Origin of the sequence: Methanosarcina sediminis (assembly GCF_052056915.1) — an archaeon.
Lineage (GTDB): Archaea > Halobacteriota > Methanosarcinia > Methanosarcinales > Methanosarcinaceae > MTP4.
Genome location: NZ_CP195119.1, coordinates 894,979 through 912,017, shown reverse-complemented (window position 1 = coordinate 912,017; position 17,039 = coordinate 894,979). Strand labels below are relative to the sequence as shown.

Sequence of the window (17,039 nt, the reverse complement as noted above, 5' to 3'; positions counted from 1 at the left end):
CTTTTTTTTTAATCATATCGAACAATTTTTTAGATGACTTGCCGCACCCCCCGGGACAGCAAAATAAAATTATGTTTCTTCCTGATTTTCTATATCTATAATTGGAGTATCCGATTTAAAGATTATTTTTATATAATATCTCGTTAGCACCACGAATATAAACAAGCCTAAAACCACAACAAAAAAACCATCAGGCAAATCTTTGATTGGTGTTTTCACAAAATCTATTAAGTCCCTTATGCTGAATCTAAATAAAATATAGCAGGCAAATACAATTGCAGACCATCTAAGCACAGCCAGTTTTTTATTATTCCATTTTCCAAATATAAATATTAGGATTAGAGAATAAAAACTGCATATAAAAATTAATGTAAAAAGCAGATTGCCGAAATGAAGAAAAAATAAAATTTGAGAACATATTTCTTTATCCGAATACCTGGAACTGGAATATAAAACAAATTGAATTAATGATAGAAGCGAGTATGAAAAAAGGAACCATCCTAATGAAAGTAAAAATGTTTTTTTACTCACAGAATAGGCAGCTAAAAGCTTTTTTTCATTATTTATTTGAGAGATTATATCAGAATCAATATTGATCAAAAATATTTTTATGGACTTGAAGAAAAATACAACAAAAACAATTACAACAATGAATGATACAAATAGCCATGCCTGAAAAAATATTGGTAGCTCCATAAGTAAACCCTCCTATAAGAAAATTAAATAAGTTTCTTTTCTTGACCTTTATAATTTTATCCCCAGCTGTGGAACATATTTAAAATACGTCTCCCGGAGTTCTTCAGCTGTGATATGGTCGTAGATGTCTATAGCTTCCCTATAGCCTCCTTCCAGACATCTCCCCGGAGCTTCTGGATGAAGGCCAGAGGGTAGCCAGCCCGCCTTAATTCTGTTGTGAAGAATTGCCGGAAGCAATGGGTAAATTTTCCTGTAAGGTCACCTGCAGGGTTATAGAAGCCTAGGACCTCCCTGGCAAGCTTTTCTTCCGTAATCGTATTTATTCCATATTTTGTGAGATTTTTAATAACAATCATTGGAACAATTTTTTGAATATCGAATTAAATTTTTATACTGTGTGGTCATATGAAGATATGCAAGTTTAGAAAAACTTGGAAAAATAGAAAAACAATAGTACAGTGTGATCCATCCCCTCCCGATTGAGAGGAAACCCTTATCCTCTCAATCCTACATTTTCTATAACCTTCCTGAGTTTTTCTGAAAAACGTTACGAAACTTTACGAAAATTTGTGAATAAAGTTGTGCCGTTCCCCGGTAGACTCAGGCTATGCATCCTTGGAAAAAATATAGAGAACCATTTCCGGGGTCAGTTTGTTTTGCTTTACAACCTTTTCGATCTTCTCGGCGGGGGCACCTTCCAGTTTTAATCTCCTTATCTCTTCAATAACTGAAGAAGGGATTTCGTAGTATTCGTGAATGTCTTTCCTGTGGCCCCATACATCCCCTTCCATAAGCTGGATTCTCAGCATTTCCAGGAACATTTCGATTGACCTTGAAACCGTCCGACGATAAGAGTTCGGAAGCTGAATCACCTCAATTTTCGGGCAGGCCTCAACCAGCGCAAAGATGTCTATGTTCGAGGGGCGAAACGCCAGGTGAACTACTCTTTCATTAGGATTAAGCGTAAAAATCTCTTCTTTGGAACTAACTACACGTATCTTCATTTAATAATTCCCCACTTGTATATTTTTTTCCCATTGTTACAGTTCATTTACTTATGATAAATATTTTTCCCCTGAATATTTCTTATAAAATTCAAAAATGCGAATTTTCCCGAACTCCCTGCATATAAGCTTTAAAAGCTCACACCTCGAACCAGTTTCTTAAGTCCTGGGCATAACGAGGTCGCCGCAATAGATCAATCCGTTGGAGATCCACCCTGCGAAGATCATCCGGAGTATAGAATGCAGCCAGGCGTAGTCCACATATGTTGAAGCGACGTGTAATTAATAAAAAACAAGAATTAAGGAGAACCAGCTTCATTATTCGGGTTGTGGACAAGAATAGTATTTATGAAACTGGCTCATATATAAATCAAAATTACAACTAAATAAAGTTATGCAGTGCCCGGCCAGGCCGGGCAGTCTCCTGAAGAGTCAGAAACATCAACTTATCGAGGTAGATTACCTATGGTTTTATCCGAAATTTCCTGGAGTCTTTTATCTTATCTTTAATACCGTATCTCCTTGCTTTTCGCTTTCCTTGCTTTGCATTTCTTTTGCTCGCCCTGGTTACTTTTCAGGTCCATATAGCATTCTTCACAAAGAACCTGTCCGTTTTCCTGCATACTTTCATCTTCAGGCACCATGGACCCGCAAACCTGGCATTTGACCGTCTTGTTTGTTTCCATGTTTATATTTTTCTCCATGGTATCACTTTATGTAGAATTTATTTATATAACTCTCATGACGCAAAATTAGTAAACATTTATGATACGAAATCAGAAGATTTTGAGGGATTACCCTGTTCCTCGTGTTTCCTTCAAATGAGAATGCTTTAATTCTTTATATACCCGCAGTTACTACAAAATTAACGTTTTTTTGGGTACTAACTCAAAAAAGAAAAAAAAGAATAAATTTGGTAGTTAATGTAATTTTGGAAAAAATAAATTGGCATTTTCCCCATTTTATGTTTTATTTACCCCTTTTAAGTTTTATTTGCCATTTTTATGTTTTATTTACCCCTTTTAAGTTTTATTTGCCATTTTTATGTTTTATTTACCCCTTTTAAGTTTTATTTTCCCATTTTATGTTTTTATTCTTCTCCCATCTCTCTCCTGAATTCGAGGTAATCTATTTCAACCTCTTCCAGTTCGTGCTCCATATTTTGTATCCCCCATTTTCTTTTGCTTATCATATGTCCCTATGTTTCCTTGTATATTCATTAAACGTTTTTTTAAGGAAATGACTCCACTTTGGAAAAAGTTGTTACTTTATTTATAGTTTTCCGTTAACCGGCATCTATTCACATCTGATGCGGAGAGTTAACATTCATTACCATTATTTGCCAAATCGTAGCACTTATACAAAGATATTTTTAAATGAAAGGTGTGGCATTTCACATTCCTATGCAGAGAAAGTTTGTGATTAATAATTCAGGACCCGAACTCATTATGGGAGTCAGGAACCTTGCAGGGCTTGAGGCATGTGCCCGGTATGCAGACGCCGTTTATTTTTCAACGGACCGGCTGAGCCTGCGGGCGCGGGCAAGGGAGATCACCCTGGAGAACCTGGGAGCCTTCACTGAAGAAGTCCGGGCAAGGGGGCTTCGGGCTTACCTGGCAGTAAACTCCACCGTAAATGAGGAAAGAATAGGGGAAGCTTCGGAGGTGGTCGAAGCAGCATCCGATGCGGGAGTTGATGCAATTATTGCCTGGGACCCTGCGGTAATCCTCAGGGCAGGAAAAGCGGGGCTTCCGGTCCACATTTCAACCCAGGCTAATGTCACAAACCATGAGACTGCGGAGTTTTACAGGGGCCTTGGGGCAAAGCGGATTGTGCTCTCAAGGGAACTTTCCCTGGAAGAGATCCGGCAGGTCCGGGAGAATTCGGAAGTGGAGATAGAAGCTTTTGTCCACGGCGCCATGTGCATGGCGGTTTCGGGCAGGTGCCACCTTTCGGCTTACATCCTGGGCAAATCCGGGAACTGTGGGGAGTGTACCCAGCCCTGTCGCTGGGAATGGGAACTGCACGGGGAAAACGGGATCGTAGCAGAAAGCCGGGGAAAGTACCTCCTCAGCGCAAAAGACCTCTGCATGATAGGGCACGTCCCGGAATTGGTCGAGGCAGGCATCTCGGCTTTCAAGGTCGAGGGACGGCTCCGGGACCCCGGCTATCTTGAAACGGTTTCCCGCTGCTACAGGGAAGCTATTGCTGCGTACGAAAAGGGCGACTATACCCCTGAAAAGGTTGAAGCCTGGAGCCGGGGCCTCGCTTCGGTCTACAACAGGGGCTTTTCCACGGGCTTTTACTTCGGGGTCCCCGGGCTGGAAGGCTTTTCCCCTGAAAAAGGCATGAACGCCTCGGATAATAAGCGCAGGGCAGCGGGAATCGTTACGAACTATTACCCTAAAGCCGGGGCTGCGGCTGTCAGGCTCCTTGAGGAAGGGCTTGCTGTGGGGGATGAAATCCTTATAGAGGGGAGCACAACCTATCTCAGGCAGCAGGTCCGGTCCGTGAAAAAAGAAGGCCTGCTTCTGGACAGGGCTGAAAAGGGGGATGAAGTGGGGCTTTCCGTGGAAGGGAAGGTCCGGGAAAACGACCGAATATATATTATGTGAAAAAAATAATACAACAGTATCTATATATTGGATTCTCCCTTATCACGGTAGCAAATCGCAGGGATAATTCAAAATATCTAACTCGGTTTAGCAATCCATTGCCCGGATGCTTTGTCCTTCCCCGGGCGAACCAACCTTTGATGGATTCAAAATAATATTCTAGGTTTCCGGTTACAGGCCGGAACATGTAAAGGTGATAATTTGATAAGCGTCAACGAAATGGGATCATACGTCATCGAAGAGATGCTCGACTGGGTCGAAGACATAAAAGCGGAAGTTGTCAAGCTCGAAAACGGCGCCACAATCATTGACTGTGGGGTCAATGCAGAAGGCGGGTACGAGGCAGGCATGTACCTGTCAAGGCTCTGCCTTGCCGACCTTGCCGACCTCAGGTACAGTACCTTCGACCTGAACGGGATCAAGTGGCCTGCCATCCAGGTAGCAAGCGACAACCCTGTCATTGCCTGCATGGCTTCCCAGTACGCAGGCTGGAGAATTTCCGTAGGTGACTACTTCGCAATGGGTTCCGGGCCTGCCCGGGCACTCGGCCTGAAGCCAAAAGAGCTCTACGAGGAAATCGGGTACGAAGACGACTTCGAAGCCGCGGTCCTGGTCCTGGAATCCGACAAACTCCCCGATGAGAAGGTCGTGGAATACATCGCCAAGCACTGCAGCGTAGACCCCGAAAACGTAATGATTGCCGTTGCCCCCACCGCTTCCATCGCAGGCTCGGTCCAGATCTCTGCCCGTGTGGTAGAAACCGGGATCCACAAGCTCGAATCCATCGGCTTTGACATCAACTGCATTAAGAGCGGGTATGGAACCGCCCCAATTGCCCCGATCGTTGGAAACGACGTACAGTGCATGGGTTCAACCAACGACTGTGTGATCTACTGCGGTGAGACCAACTACACCGTAGAATTCGATGGTGAACTTTCAGAACTCGAGGATTTTGTAAGGAAAGCTCCCTCCACGACCTCCGGTGACTTTGGAAAGCCCTTCTACAAGACCTTCAAGGAAGCAGGTTTCGACTTCTTCAAGGTTGACGCAGGCATGTTTGCCCCTGCCAGGCTTACCGTAAACGACCTCAACAGCACAAAGACCGTTTCCTGCGGCGGGCTTTATCCCGACATCCTGCTCGAGTCCTTCGGGATCAAGCAGCTTTAAGGGCAAATGCCCTTTTCCTAATTTTTTTTCATTTTTTGTTTTTCTTTCCTGGTCTCTTTGCTTCCTCTTTTTTTTCATTTTTTTGTTTTGCCTGATCTATTTTCTCCTCTTCGTCTCCACTCTTTTTTTCTTGCTCTTTTCTTTCTCCTTTTTTCTCGAATCAGTCCGGGAAAACGCCGTTAACAGTACTTATTTAAAGACGTTCCTCCAATCCAACTTAGAATTCATGAAAAGTATGCAGATCATTCGTACAATTTCACGAGTTTTCAGAATTTAAAAAACGGGCGTTTGAATACAAAAACGCACTTCTTAGCTGTACGAATTTTCAAATGCATAAAGTACGAATTTTCAAGTGTATTGCTTATCTTAATGGTTTATTTTAAAGAGGTGTAAAAAATGCAGGTGATAAATACAGGTCAGGGTGTAGGCGGGATCCTGAATGGGTTCAGGGCTCTTGTTGAAGATTCAGAAAAGATAACGTTCGTCGGGACTCCGGGGTTCTGCACCCCCTTTGCCGAACTCATCGGGTTCGTGGTCCGGAACAAACAGCTGGCTTTTATCCCGAACCTGGACTTTGAAGGTGCAAAGACACTTTCCATGACCAAACAGGGTATGCAGCTGGGAGATTCCACTGACCCTTCGGCCGATGTTGTTGTCCTCCTGGGCGGGCTTGCCATGCCGAAGATCGGGGTTGAGGCAGAAAAAGCAAATGAGCTGGTCGGGAAAATCCTCGAAGGAAAGGAAAACGGGAAAGTCATAGGTGTCTGCTTCCAGTCAATGTTCATGCAGCAGAAATGGGAAGAAGTCATTGCCTTTGACTACATCATCAACGCCGACCTGGATATTAAGGTTATGGAAGTCTAAACGATAATCTAAAAGTGAACAACTTTGAAATACTTCTAAATTTTTTTCTGTTAAAACTTAGTTTTTCCGATCCCTGGAAAGGAATGGGTATATAATTTAAGATAAATATTATATCCTATCCGAACGAATAACAGGTTGATAATTATGGGGAAGAATATCGAAGAAATCAAGACGCTTAAGGGTTTCATGCCCCGAGCAATCAAGTACGCTGGAGACATGAACGAGGACTTTGCCGAAGGGCTCGCAGGTTTTTACAAAGCCATCTGGGCTGATAGGGAAGGCGGACTTTCCATGAAGAACAAGCACATCCTGGTTTTCACGGTCGCCTGCTCAAACAACAACACTGAGAGCGCAGTCAAGATCCTTTCGAGGCTCAAGAAATTTGAAGTAACAAAAGCCGAAATCATGGACGCCATGATGATGGCAGCCTGGACAGGTGGAATCCAGAACTTTACGGATTTCAGTGCCGTTGTGCTCAAGGAGATGGAAAGGCTGGGTTTTGAATAACCTTCTTTTCTTAATCACTCCTTTTTCCGGTTCAAATTGCTTTTTTTCAGCCTTTTTGGTCTTTTCCAACCTTTTAACATTTTTCGGGATTTTTATTACGGGAACATTTACGTGTGACAGCCAGAAAGCTCCAATGTTCAGTGTGGGGATGATCGGCTCCCAGATCCATGAAAAAACTTCAGCGGCGGTACGGCAGGGCATGTTGTTACAAAGAAGAACATAATCCGGAGAAAACGAGGTTAACATTCCTTTTTTCCCCTTGAAATTCCCTGTTTCAATTAGTAAATAAGTCCTTTTAATAATCCTTTATTTCTTTTAGAGTTTATTATACTTTGAATAAATCATTCCGTATTTTATTCTGGCATATGACTATTTTAAAATCATTTAATACATTTTTTTTGATTTAAGGATTTTTTAGTTTTTTATTATTTATTTTAAGAATATTTCTGGCTTTTTAATTGAATTTTAGCCAGGAAAAGCATTTTTTGATTTTAAATAATAATTGATAAGTCTTTCTTTTAAGATTCCAGTGAATTTCCTGAATATCACCCCATTTTTAGATTCTGCCTTTTTATTTAATTAGCGTTTTTTCCGGAATGCTTATGAACGCATATAATGTTCCCTTTCTCATAGAAAAAATAAACAATTTTAAGAGGGATTTCTACGGAGCAGCAGAAAACAGGTGTAATCTTTCGCGAGGTCCAGAACCTGCACAACAATATCTTCTGGATTTTTGTCCTTTATCCTGCCTTTCTCCTCTGGTATATCCAGGTTCAGCGCTATGTCTTAGTAAAACCTTCCGGTGTCCAGAACGTCCCCGACCTTTACCTTAACATTCTCTGGTTTGTCTTCGGGGTGTTTTTTCCCTTTATGTTATACTACACAAAGCACATTACAGAAGTCAGGATGGATGGAATATACATCCGTTTTGTTCCCCTTAACTTCTCCTTTAAAAAAATCCCCTATTATATCGTGGAGGAATGTAAAATCCAGGCTTATGACTCCTTCAAAGGAGGAGAAGCCGATAAATCAAAAACTCCTCAGCAGAAGGTCAGTCCGGTCGTAATTCTGAAGCTGATTTCCGGGGAAAAAATGCTGATCAGTTCCAGAAAACCCGATGAACTCTGCAGGGCAATCCAGCAGGCTGCGGCTCAGTACTGAAAAAGATGCAGTACTGAAAAATGGTCATTGTAATTTTTCCGGGTTAATGAGAAGAACAGGGGATGTGCCCGGGTATACGAAGGCTGATAAACAGAATTATATCCTTGCCCACTCAATATTGAACAGGGGCATCTGGCTTTATTTTAAAAATAGCCCGGAAGAAGGGGTAAAAAATAACCGGGGAAAATAATTTTTCAGCGCAGGGTACGGAAGCCCTTTACAGGGAGCATGCGGGAAAACTGGTAATTGAGCTTGAACTCCATTCCCTGATGGAACTCTACGATCCCTTTGATCCTGCCCCTTTACACGAAAGGGAGCTTGACGCCGGTGCAGATGAATATATTTACAATGCAGTGGATGAATTCCCTCTGAAAAAACCCCTTGAAATAATGGTCTATCTCCCTCCTTCCGAAATCAGTGAAGATGTCCAGCTTGCCGTCAAAAAAGCGATCAAAAACCACTTTGCTTACAAAAAGACTCTCAATGAAATTGATCTGAAAAGGCTTCTCAAGCGGGGGAGAAGAAACCTGTTCATTGCCCTCTTCTTCCTTTTTCTCTGTCTCCTTTTAATCCGGCTGCTTTCCACTTTCGAAGAAAGCCTGCTAAATACCCTGGTTTCCGAGGGTCTCCTTATCATAGGCTGGGTTGCCATGTGGGAGCCAGTGCATATTTTCCTCTACGGCTGGTGGCCGATTGTACACAGGCGAAGAATTTACGACAAAATAATCGACATGAACGTGTATGTCAGGACAGGTTCCCCGGTAGGACCCAGGGGCATAAGGTACAGGTTCAGCCCTGGAGAGTAAGCCCGGGATAGGTGAGTTCTCTTTCCCGTTAAGGTCACCAATCTTGACCCAAATATGAAAATCCAATATGAAATATCAGGTCGTCCTAATTTATTCGGTTTATATCATTGAATAAAAAATAACTTTTTGGTCTAAGTTTTTGATTATGGTCCCAAACAACCGGAACTTGTCGTCTCACGTCGTTCTTGTTTCCGGAAGCTTTCAGCTTCCGGCTTTTCCAGAATAAAAAAGAAGAAAATTAAAAGTAGCCTGAAAAAACGGCAATATTAGAAATAAAACAGGAGTAACTACAACCTATGAATAATCTGCCCAATGTATTTTTTATTCCGTTATTTAGTTTTTAGTTTCTTTTTGGAGAGGGCCGCCAGGCAAGCTGGCGGAGGCACCCTTTAATATCTAATTTATGAAAAACGGTTTAACGGGTTCAAATGAAATATTTCCCTGTCCGGCAATGAGTGAGCACCAAAATTCACTTAAGATTCATATATCCTGGCATCCACGACCACATGCAGCACTCCTGGAGAGTATTTTTTTATCCTCCTGAGCCCCAGTATCTCCACTTTTTTCCCCAGGGTTTCGGCGGCTTCCCTGATCCTCGCTTCAGGCCTTTCTTCCGCAAGCTTTTCGGGTACTGTTTCGTGGTAATGCAAAATCCCCCCGCTTTTCTTGAGAACATTTATTGCCGGGAGCAGGTAGTGGTGCGTGGTTCTCACATAGCCCATGAGAACCCTGTCGGCTTCTCCCTCGGGAGCGACCTCGGCACAGTCTCCCCTGAGGGGAAAGATGATGTCTTCGACGTGGTTCAACCTTATGTTTTCTTTAAGGTAGGCAAAGGACTCGGGGTTTATTTCAATCGAGTAGATTTTTTCCGGCCGCGCATGGACAGCCATGGGGATTGAAAAGTAGCCTATCCCTGCAAACATGTCCACAACGACTTCTCCCTGCCCGACTTTGCTCATCCGCTTCCTCTCGTCCAGGTTGCCTTTGGAGTACATCACTTTCGTTACGTCCTGTTTGAAAAGGCAGCCGTGTTCTCTGTGGATGGTTTCCGTGGAGGTCCCGAGGAGAAGTTCCCTTTTTGGCTGGCGAAACTGCCCTTCGATTCCCATGTCCCGGACGACGCTTTTGCATTTCGGGTACATGGCAAGGAGGGCTTTTGCAATCGGAATTTTTTTGCCTTCAAGGATTTCGGAGATGCTGACAATGATGATGTCCCCCAGGACATGCCAGCTTGAAGGGATATGTTCCAGCTCCGTTTCGGTCAAGGTGTCTGAGAGGTATTCTTTCAGGGATGCCGGCTTTTTAAGGAATTCGGGGTTTTCCTGGTTGATGACCGGGAAGTCTCCAATCCGGTCGCCTGCGGCTTCAGTTACCGGGATTTCCAGGAAAGTTCCTTTTTCTGTCCGGACTTTACGGATTTTTCGGGTTTGGTCGAGAAGCCCTGAGGCTAAAACTTTCAGGCGGGCTTCTTCCCCTTTTTCGGGCGGGACGCGGATAGTTCTGTACATAGGGATGAATAGGATATCAGGCATCTGATTAATGTTTTTTGTTGGCATATTATTCTTTAAACTATTTACATAAGAATGCATATATAATTGTGAGACTATATATTTTCATAGGTTTCCAGAAAACTTCTGGCTTGAGGAATATTCGGGAGTGAGCGATGGGGCGATGACAACTTCCGCAGTCAGTGGGAACTTTCGATTTCAGGTTGAGGTCATTTATTTTTGCTTTTTTCTTATTCTATTCACTGAGGGGGGTATGGTCAAATAATTATATGTGAATGTGGTGAACTTGTGGGAAAGGGGATATTTAAAGAATATATAAAAACTTCTGCAAATCCTTCTACCAGGACTATCGGACACAGGAGTTGTGGGGTTATTTTCAACTTCGTTGATGATAAAATGCCAAAAAAATATTCTTCCAGAAAAGAGCTGAAAATTCTGGCGGCGAGGTTTGCGGAAAAAAATCTACCTCCTGAAAATGCAGCGAAGTTTCTGCTTGAGGTAGATAGGCTCAAGTCAAGGGGCAGGCTTCAGGATTCTGAAGTCCTGATAAAGGCTTATCGGGAGGTTCTGGAACAAAGTGCTAGAAACCCGGCTAATAAGGATGTAGGAGTCTCTGATGTGGGACAAAAGTAAAAGCTGAATTTTCATGAAACCTTATGCTGATAACCTGGAACACCTTCTGGATGAGCTTTCAAGAATCGACCGGTTGATTCGGTTTTACCTTGAAAGAGTTCGGGCAGATTATCCGGGGCCTGTGGATGAGTTCATGGGGCTTTATGTCTCGGAAAATGAAATAAACTCCCTACAGAAGAGTCCGGGATTCGGGAACATAACAAATATCTCATCTGGAGCCGGATTAGAGGAAATTGAGGCGATAGGTAAAAAAATTAAGGACAGAAAGGAAGAAAGCCTGAAAACAGGCAGGGAACTGAGGCTCCATACTCTTACAGAACGTTTCGGGCTCGATTCTTTTGAGGTGGATGTACTATTAATTGCACTTGCTCCGGAACTGGACCTGAAATATGAAAAGATCTACTCCTACCTCCAGAACGACGTGACGAAAAAAAGGCCGTGTGTGGATCTGATCCTGAACCTGTTATGTCCTACAATTGAAGCAAAGTTCAACTCGAGAGTATACTTTTCCTTCACATCTCCCCTGGTTAAAAATCATCTTATATTTCTTGAAGGGTCCGAAATAGGGAAAGATCCAGGAGAGATGAGGTCTCTTATATCCAGCTGCATCAGGGTTGATGAAAAAATAATAAATTTTTTACTGGGATTTGATGAACTGGATTCGAAGATTCAGAATCTTTCTTACTTACTTACACCTTCGAGGTCTTTTGGAAGCCTGATCCTTCCCGATGACCTCAAAAACAGGTTGAAGAATTCGATTGAATGGCATGTGTGGAGAGATTTCCCTTTGAAGTTCTTGTTTCAAGGGCCTCAGGGAAGTGGAAAAAAGACAACTGCTGAGGCTGTATGCTATGAGATGAGTATGGATCTGCTTGTGGTGGATTCAAAGGCGTTGCTCGAAAGCCGGCTTACCCCTCATACAATTATACCCCTTCTGTTGAGGGAAACTCTCCTGCGTGATTCAGCGCTTTATTTTGAAGACTTCGACAGCCTGCTGCTGGGAGGTGTGGACAATTTTATCCAGCCTTTGCTCAAGGAACTTGCAGCTTTTCCAAACTGGGTATTCCTGGCTGGATCTGAAACTATGAGAAAAGGAAAGATTTTGGGTGAAGACTTTAAGGAAGGTCTGGAAGGAGACCTGAACATAGATTTGAAAGGAATGTTACTGAACAGTGGCTTTATTACATGGACTTTTCCTCTTCCCCCGTACCCCCTTCGAAAGCATTTATGGGAGGTTTGCCTGGAAGGGAATGAACTTTTGGAGGGTGTGGACCCGGGTGAACTTGCTTCCAGGTTCAGGTTTACCGGGGGACAGATAAAAGACGCGGTTTCTTTTTCATTGGGGATTTCCAGGGTAAAAAATCCTCAGACATCCGGTTTATCGATGGCTGACCTCTATGAAGGCTGTAAGGCACGGTCAAACCAGCGACTTAGCTCCCATGCGCTGAAAATTAACCCGCATTATACCTGGAACGATATCGTACTCCCGAAAGATACGAGAGAGCAGTTGAGCGAAGTCTGCAATTTTATCAAATACAGGGGAACAGTGTATTCGGACTGGGGGTTTGAGAAAAAATTATCTTATGGGAAAGGGCTGAATGTCCTCTTTTCAGGCCCGTCTGGCACCGGAAAAACTATGGCTGCTGAGATTCTAGCAGGGGAGGTGAATCTGGACCTTTACAAGATAGACCTATCGGGAGTGGTCAGTAAGTACATAGGAGAGACCGAAAAAAACCTGAACAGGATTTTCAAGGAAGCTGAGACGAGCAATTCAATTCTTTTCTTTGACGAAGCAGATGCCCTTTTCGGGAAACGGTCCGAAGTCCGTGATTCTCATGACCGCTATGCAAATATCGAGACCGCTTACCTGTTGCAAAAGATGGAAGAGCACGAGGGTACCGTGATTCTTGCCACAAATATGCGAAAAAACATGGACGATGCGTTTCTCCGAAGGCTGCATTTTACAACCGAGTTTCCCTTTCCCGATGAAGATTCCAGGAAAAGGATCTGGAAAAATGCGTTTCCGGAGGAGGCTCCTCTTGAGGAAAACGTGGATTTTACATTTTTGTCCAAGTTCAAACTAACAGGTGGAAACATAAAAAACATTTCACTTGCTGCTGCTTTTCTGGCGGCAGATGTTTCCGGGGCGGTCGGGATGGAGCAAATTATTAAAGCAACAAAGAGGGAGTTCCAGAAGATTGGAAAACTTTTTACTGAAGCTGATTTTGGGGAATATTCCGGATATGTGAAATGAGATCTTTACTTTAACATTTTATTACTTAAGTTTGATATTTCCAAATTGGGCTTGCTGTTTTCTCTCTTTTGGTTTAATCTGAATTTTTATTGGAGATAATATGGGATGCTTCTTTCATAAATGAGAGTGAGGAGAATTAGGAATGTCGGGTTACGGGGCAGTGGCAGATGTTGGAGAAACATTGATCAATCTTTTAAGGGACAACATAGAGGAGTTATCGTCTCCTGAATCGGTAGTTCTTGCATCACCTAGGGACGCCAGGGGAATAAATGATGTGAGTCTATCCATTTTTTTATATCAGGTTCTCGAAAACACTCACCTGAAAAACCGAGAACCAGGTGCAGTAGGTCATACCAGCTTTTCATTTCCGCCGGTGGCTCTTGATTTGTATTATATGCTAACGACTTACCCGTCTGGAAATGATCCACTGACCGAGAGAACGCAGCAAGCTCATCGTTTAATGGGAAGAGTAATACAGGTTCTAAATGACAACCCTATTCTGACAGGTTCGGTTTTGAGTGAGGGCTTAAATCCTAATGAAGAGTTGCATGTGATAATCGTTTCCCCTACTCTGGATGACCTGACCAAGATCTGGGGCACTTTTCAGGACAATAGCTCTTTCCACCCCTCCATTTGTTACCTTATTACCCCTGTGATGATTGACTCGTCCCGTGCGATGAGTGTGCAAAGAGTGGTGTCAAAAGAAACAGACCACACCTATATGGTACCAGAGAAAGGGGAAAAATAAGATGGCTTTTACCACACCCTACGAAACGGATAAACACACTGTATATCCCGGGGATGTCCTGTTTTCCAGGCTCTCTTTTGCAGTTTCGCTGCTTGATGATTATACGAAGGGCAAACCTATTGGGAGGATTCAGGTGAGGATAAAAGAAACAGGAAAGAAAGTTATCGAAAACCTGAGCGGATATTATTGTTTTACTGATCTGGAGGTGGGGAATTACAATGTGAATATCAGATCAGATTTGTATTTCCCTGAAGAAAGAACAGTTAACACCTCGTCTTTTCCTGATCCGAAGAATCCTGTTCTTGAAATTGCACTTAAGCCAAGTCCTGTTTATCCCTTTCCGGAGAATGCAACGCTATTGAGGGGAGTTGTCAGGGATGTGATAAATGTAGATGAGCCGATCAGGAATGCAAGAATAAAAGTGACGGATAAAGATGTAGAAAATGTAACAGATGAACAGGGAAATTTTGTCCTGTACTTTAGCGAACTCAGCGATGAAGAGGAGGTGAATGTAGAGATTCAAAAATATGGGTACACAAAAACTATTAATGTTGCAGTCAAAGAACTCGAAACAAGATCCTTAGGAATCATTGTTTTTCCATGAGAAGCATCGATTGTAAGAGATTGGGAGTTTAACATTTTTGGAGTTTAAATTGGCAAGTGGGGGGTTAAAAGATGCCGGATTCTAATCCCGATGAGACATTAAATGAGTTGAAGGATGAGTTAAAAACTATAGAAATAGAGATAGATAATAGGAACAAGAGGAAAGAAGAGCTGAAAAAAGACATTACAGAATTGGAATCTATAAAAAAAGAGATCGAAAAGATTGTAAATAATTATAAAAATGTGTCATCGAACTTTGAACAGGACAAAAGTGATTTTGAAAATTACGCCAAAACTAAGAAACCTATGATTGAGGGGGTAATTGAAGATAGTAAGAAGGAAGCTGTTGATGGTATAAAAAATGAAGTAGAGGAAAAGATAACGGAGACTAAGTCAATTACTGATAACTTGGCTGAAGACATCACCGCTGTTAATGAGAGTTTTCAGGATGCTCAAGTTTTTCTGAAAGAAAAGCAGGACTCTTTTGATAGTTTAAAAAACTACCAAAAAGAAATCCAGATGAAGTTTCAAAATTTAAATGAGTTAAGGAAATCCATTGAAAAATATGATGAAAGTTCTGATGTCGAGGAGATGTATTTTTTGATATTGGAATTGGAGAACAATTTGTCAAAGGCGACTATCAAGACTCCAGTTGCTTTGGAATCAGATCTATCTAATAAATGGGATGAAATGTACACTGCAAAGGAAAATTTGAGAAATAAAGAAAGTGCATTGAAAACTGCCCAAAATAATTATGAAATAAAAAAGCAGGAACTTGAGTCACTAAAGAAAAATCGAAGCGCTGAAATCATGGAAAAAATTGGGGAGTTGTAACTCTCAAGGGGGAGATATTTATGCCTGAGTATTTGGCACCAGGGGTGTATATTGAAGAATTTGAAATGGGTGCTAGACCGATTGAAGGAGTGAGCACGAGCACTGCGGGTTTTTTAGGAGAAACGGAAAGGGGACCTACAATTCCCCCTAAATTAGTAACAAGTTTAACCCAGTTCATGCGTATCTATGGAGGATATATTGAAGATTCACATTTAGCTTATGCGGTAGATGGCTTTTTTGCAAATGGTGGCCAGCGTTGCTATATCGGGAGAATTGTCCATAAAAATGCCACCCCCGCCAGTTTGACTAAAGATAATGTTAATTTCGAAGCAGTTGGGGAGGGTAGCTGGGGAAAAAGAGTAGGAGTACGGATAAGTGATGCATCAAGCGATCCTGGAAATAAACTAAATCCCGATGGGAAGAAAGTTTTTAAGCTGACTGTTGCATACTGGAAACCCGAAAATCTGCCCACATCTGATGAATTAAAGATACCAGAAGATGTTGATAAAAAAGATCCAGCACTTATGCGCCTTATGGAAAAAGCAGTCATTGAAGTCTTTGATGAACTCTCTGAAGATAAGAACTCTCCAGACTATTATATGAAGAAACTGGGCGATTCATTGAAAACCGTTTCAAACCTTATCTTTATAAAAGAGAACAGCTCGGGACGACCAGCTAATACTGAAAATTCTTTCTTTGACCTTCTAATTGACGGGGGAGAGGATGGGGACGAGAACCTAATTCGTGATGATATACGGGGTAAGCCCGAAGAAATCCCTGGGAAAAAAAGAGGTCTTACAGCTTTCACTGAGATAGATGATATTTCGATAGTGTATGTTCCTGATATACATTTTGTTCAATCTGGAAAGGATGCACTGCTTGATGATATTCTTACACATTGTGAAACTTTGAAGGATCGGTTTGCTATTATTGATATCGAAAAAGATCACACAGATATCGGTAGCTTGCAGATATCAAGATCCTCCAAATACGGAGCTTTGTACTATCCCTGGATAAAAATATATGACCCTCTGACTAAGAAGCAGGAAAACAAACCCCCTGGTGGATATGTAGCTGGGATATATGCGCGAAGTGATATTGAAAGAGGGGTACACAAAGCCCCAGCTAACGAGCTAGTTAGGGGAGCTGTCGACCTTGAGTTTCAGATCACCAAGCAGGAACAGGGGACCCTTAATCCAAGAGGGATAAATGTCATCCGATATTTCCCAGGAAGGGGAATTTTGGTTTGGGGAGCAAGGACTTGCATTGTTGATCCTCTCTGGAAATACATAAACGTTCGGCGGCTGTTTATCTATATAGAAAAATCCATAGAAAGAGGCACTCAATGGGCCGTATTTGAACCCAATAATGAAAAGCTTTGGGCAAGAGTCAGGGCTACGATCACTCAGTTCCTTACGGGGATCTGGAGGGATGGGGCTTTAATGGGTACAAAACCCGAAGAAGCGTTTTTTGTCAAGTGCGACAGGACAACCATGACCCAGGATGATATTGATAATGGAAGGCTGATCTGTATCATCGGTATCGCTCCTACAAAACCGGCAGAGTTCGTAATATTCCGCATAGCTCAGTGGCAGGGGGGTTCTGCAGCTACGGAATGAACATTGACAGCATTTAACTG

General features: G+C 42.4%; 17 protein-coding genes. 12 read left to right on the top strand and 5 right to left on the bottom strand.

Going from position 1 to position 17,039, the window contains the following annotated elements:
• Window positions 1-69: 69 nt before the first annotated feature.
• From ACSAZK_RS03820 to ACSAZK_RS03805, 4 genes are all read right to left on the bottom strand, one after another.
• Window positions 70-696 (bottom strand): hypothetical protein, encoded by a 627-nt coding sequence (locus ACSAZK_RS03820; protein ID WP_440956088.1) that lies wholly within the window; start codon window positions 694-696, stop codon window positions 70-72.
• 128 nt (window positions 697-824) lie between these two features.
• Complete coding sequence (locus tag ACSAZK_RS03815; RefSeq protein WP_440956087.1) at window positions 825-1,052, bottom strand: hypothetical protein; 228 nt, start codon at window positions 1,050-1,052, stop codon at window positions 825-827.
• 249 nt (window positions 1,053-1,301) lie between these two features.
• Window positions 1,302-1,700: a DUF1699 family protein gene (locus ACSAZK_RS03810; protein WP_440956086.1), complete on the bottom strand. Its 399-nt coding sequence runs from the start codon at window positions 1,698-1,700 to the stop codon at window positions 1,302-1,304.
• A 506-nt stretch (window positions 1,701-2,206) separates the two neighbouring features.
• Window positions 2,207-2,404, bottom strand: a complete 198-nt coding sequence (locus tag ACSAZK_RS03805) for a hypothetical protein (RefSeq protein WP_440956085.1) — start codon at window positions 2,402-2,404, stop codon at window positions 2,207-2,209.
• A gap of 699 nt (window positions 2,405-3,103) precedes the next feature.
• On the opposite strand from ACSAZK_RS03805, the gene ACSAZK_RS03800 reads away from it, so the two are divergent.
• The 6 genes from ACSAZK_RS03800 to ACSAZK_RS03775 all read left to right on the top strand — a co-directional run bounded on the left by ACSAZK_RS03800 (window position 3,104) and on the right by ACSAZK_RS03775 (window position 8,820).
• Window positions 3,104-4,315, top strand: a complete 1,212-nt coding sequence (locus tag ACSAZK_RS03800) for a peptidase U32 family protein (RefSeq protein ID WP_440956084.1) — start codon at window positions 3,104-3,106, stop codon at window positions 4,313-4,315.
• Window positions 4,316-4,516: 201 nt separating this feature from the next.
• Window positions 4,517-5,482 carry a methenyltetrahydromethanopterin cyclohydrolase gene (gene mch / locus ACSAZK_RS03795; protein WP_048179387.1) on the top strand — a complete coding sequence of 322 codons (966 nt, stop codon included), beginning with the start codon at window positions 4,517-4,519 and terminating at the stop codon, window positions 5,480-5,482.
• A gap of 396 nt (window positions 5,483-5,878) precedes the next feature.
• Entirely contained in the window at window positions 5,879-6,346 is a 468-nt protein-coding gene (locus ACSAZK_RS03790) for a DUF2124 family protein (RefSeq protein WP_440956083.1), read from the top strand.
• Between the two features lie 144 nt (window positions 6,347-6,490).
• A complete protein-coding gene (locus tag ACSAZK_RS03785; protein WP_440956082.1) occupies window positions 6,491-6,853 on the top strand; it encodes a carboxymuconolactone decarboxylase family protein in 363 nt (120 codons plus the stop codon).
• A gap of 645 nt (window positions 6,854-7,498) precedes the next feature.
• Window positions 7,499-8,014 carry a DUF6141 family protein gene (locus ACSAZK_RS03780; protein WP_440957097.1) on the top strand — a complete coding sequence of 172 codons (516 nt, stop codon included), beginning with the start codon at window positions 7,499-7,501 and terminating at the stop codon, window positions 8,012-8,014.
• Between the two features lie 269 nt (window positions 8,015-8,283).
• Window positions 8,284-8,820 (top strand): hypothetical protein, encoded by a 537-nt coding sequence (locus tag ACSAZK_RS03775; protein ID WP_440956081.1) that lies wholly within the window; start codon window positions 8,284-8,286, stop codon window positions 8,818-8,820.
• Between the two features lie 473 nt (window positions 8,821-9,293).
• Here ACSAZK_RS03775 and ACSAZK_RS03770 read toward each other — a convergent pair whose 3' ends face one another.
• Complete coding sequence (locus ACSAZK_RS03770) at window positions 9,294-10,328, bottom strand: class I SAM-dependent methyltransferase (protein ID WP_440956080.1); 1,035 nt, start codon at window positions 10,326-10,328, stop codon at window positions 9,294-9,296.
• A 288-nt stretch (window positions 10,329-10,616) separates the two neighbouring features.
• On the opposite strand from ACSAZK_RS03770, the gene ACSAZK_RS03765 reads away from it, so the two are divergent.
• The 6 genes from ACSAZK_RS03765 (at window position 10,617) to ACSAZK_RS03740 (ending at window position 17,019) form a co-directional block, all read left to right on the top strand.
• Window positions 10,617-10,961, top strand: a complete 345-nt coding sequence (locus ACSAZK_RS03765; RefSeq protein ID WP_440956079.1) for a hypothetical protein — start codon at window positions 10,617-10,619, stop codon at window positions 10,959-10,961.
• 13 nt (window positions 10,962-10,974) lie between these two features.
• On the top strand, window positions 10,975-13,215 hold the full coding sequence (locus ACSAZK_RS03760; RefSeq protein ID WP_440956078.1) for an AAA family ATPase: 2,241 nt from the start codon (window positions 10,975-10,977) through the stop codon (window positions 13,213-13,215).
• A gap of 142 nt (window positions 13,216-13,357) precedes the next feature.
• Window positions 13,358-13,963, top strand: a complete 606-nt coding sequence (locus tag ACSAZK_RS03755) for a DUF4255 domain-containing protein (RefSeq protein ID WP_440956077.1) — start codon at window positions 13,358-13,360, stop codon at window positions 13,961-13,963.
• 1 nt (window position 13,964) lies between these two features.
• Complete coding sequence (locus tag ACSAZK_RS03750; protein ID WP_440956076.1) at window positions 13,965-14,567, top strand: hypothetical protein; 603 nt, start codon at window positions 13,965-13,967, stop codon at window positions 14,565-14,567.
• Between the two features lie 71 nt (window positions 14,568-14,638).
• A complete protein-coding gene (locus ACSAZK_RS03745; protein ID WP_440956075.1) occupies window positions 14,639-15,400 on the top strand; it encodes a hypothetical protein in 762 nt (253 codons plus the stop codon).
• Window positions 15,401-15,420: 20 nt separating this feature from the next.
• Complete coding sequence (locus tag ACSAZK_RS03740) at window positions 15,421-17,019, top strand: phage tail sheath family protein (RefSeq protein ID WP_440956074.1); 1,599 nt, start codon at window positions 15,421-15,423, stop codon at window positions 17,017-17,019.
• The last annotated feature ends 20 nt before the right edge of the window (window positions 17,020-17,039 follow it).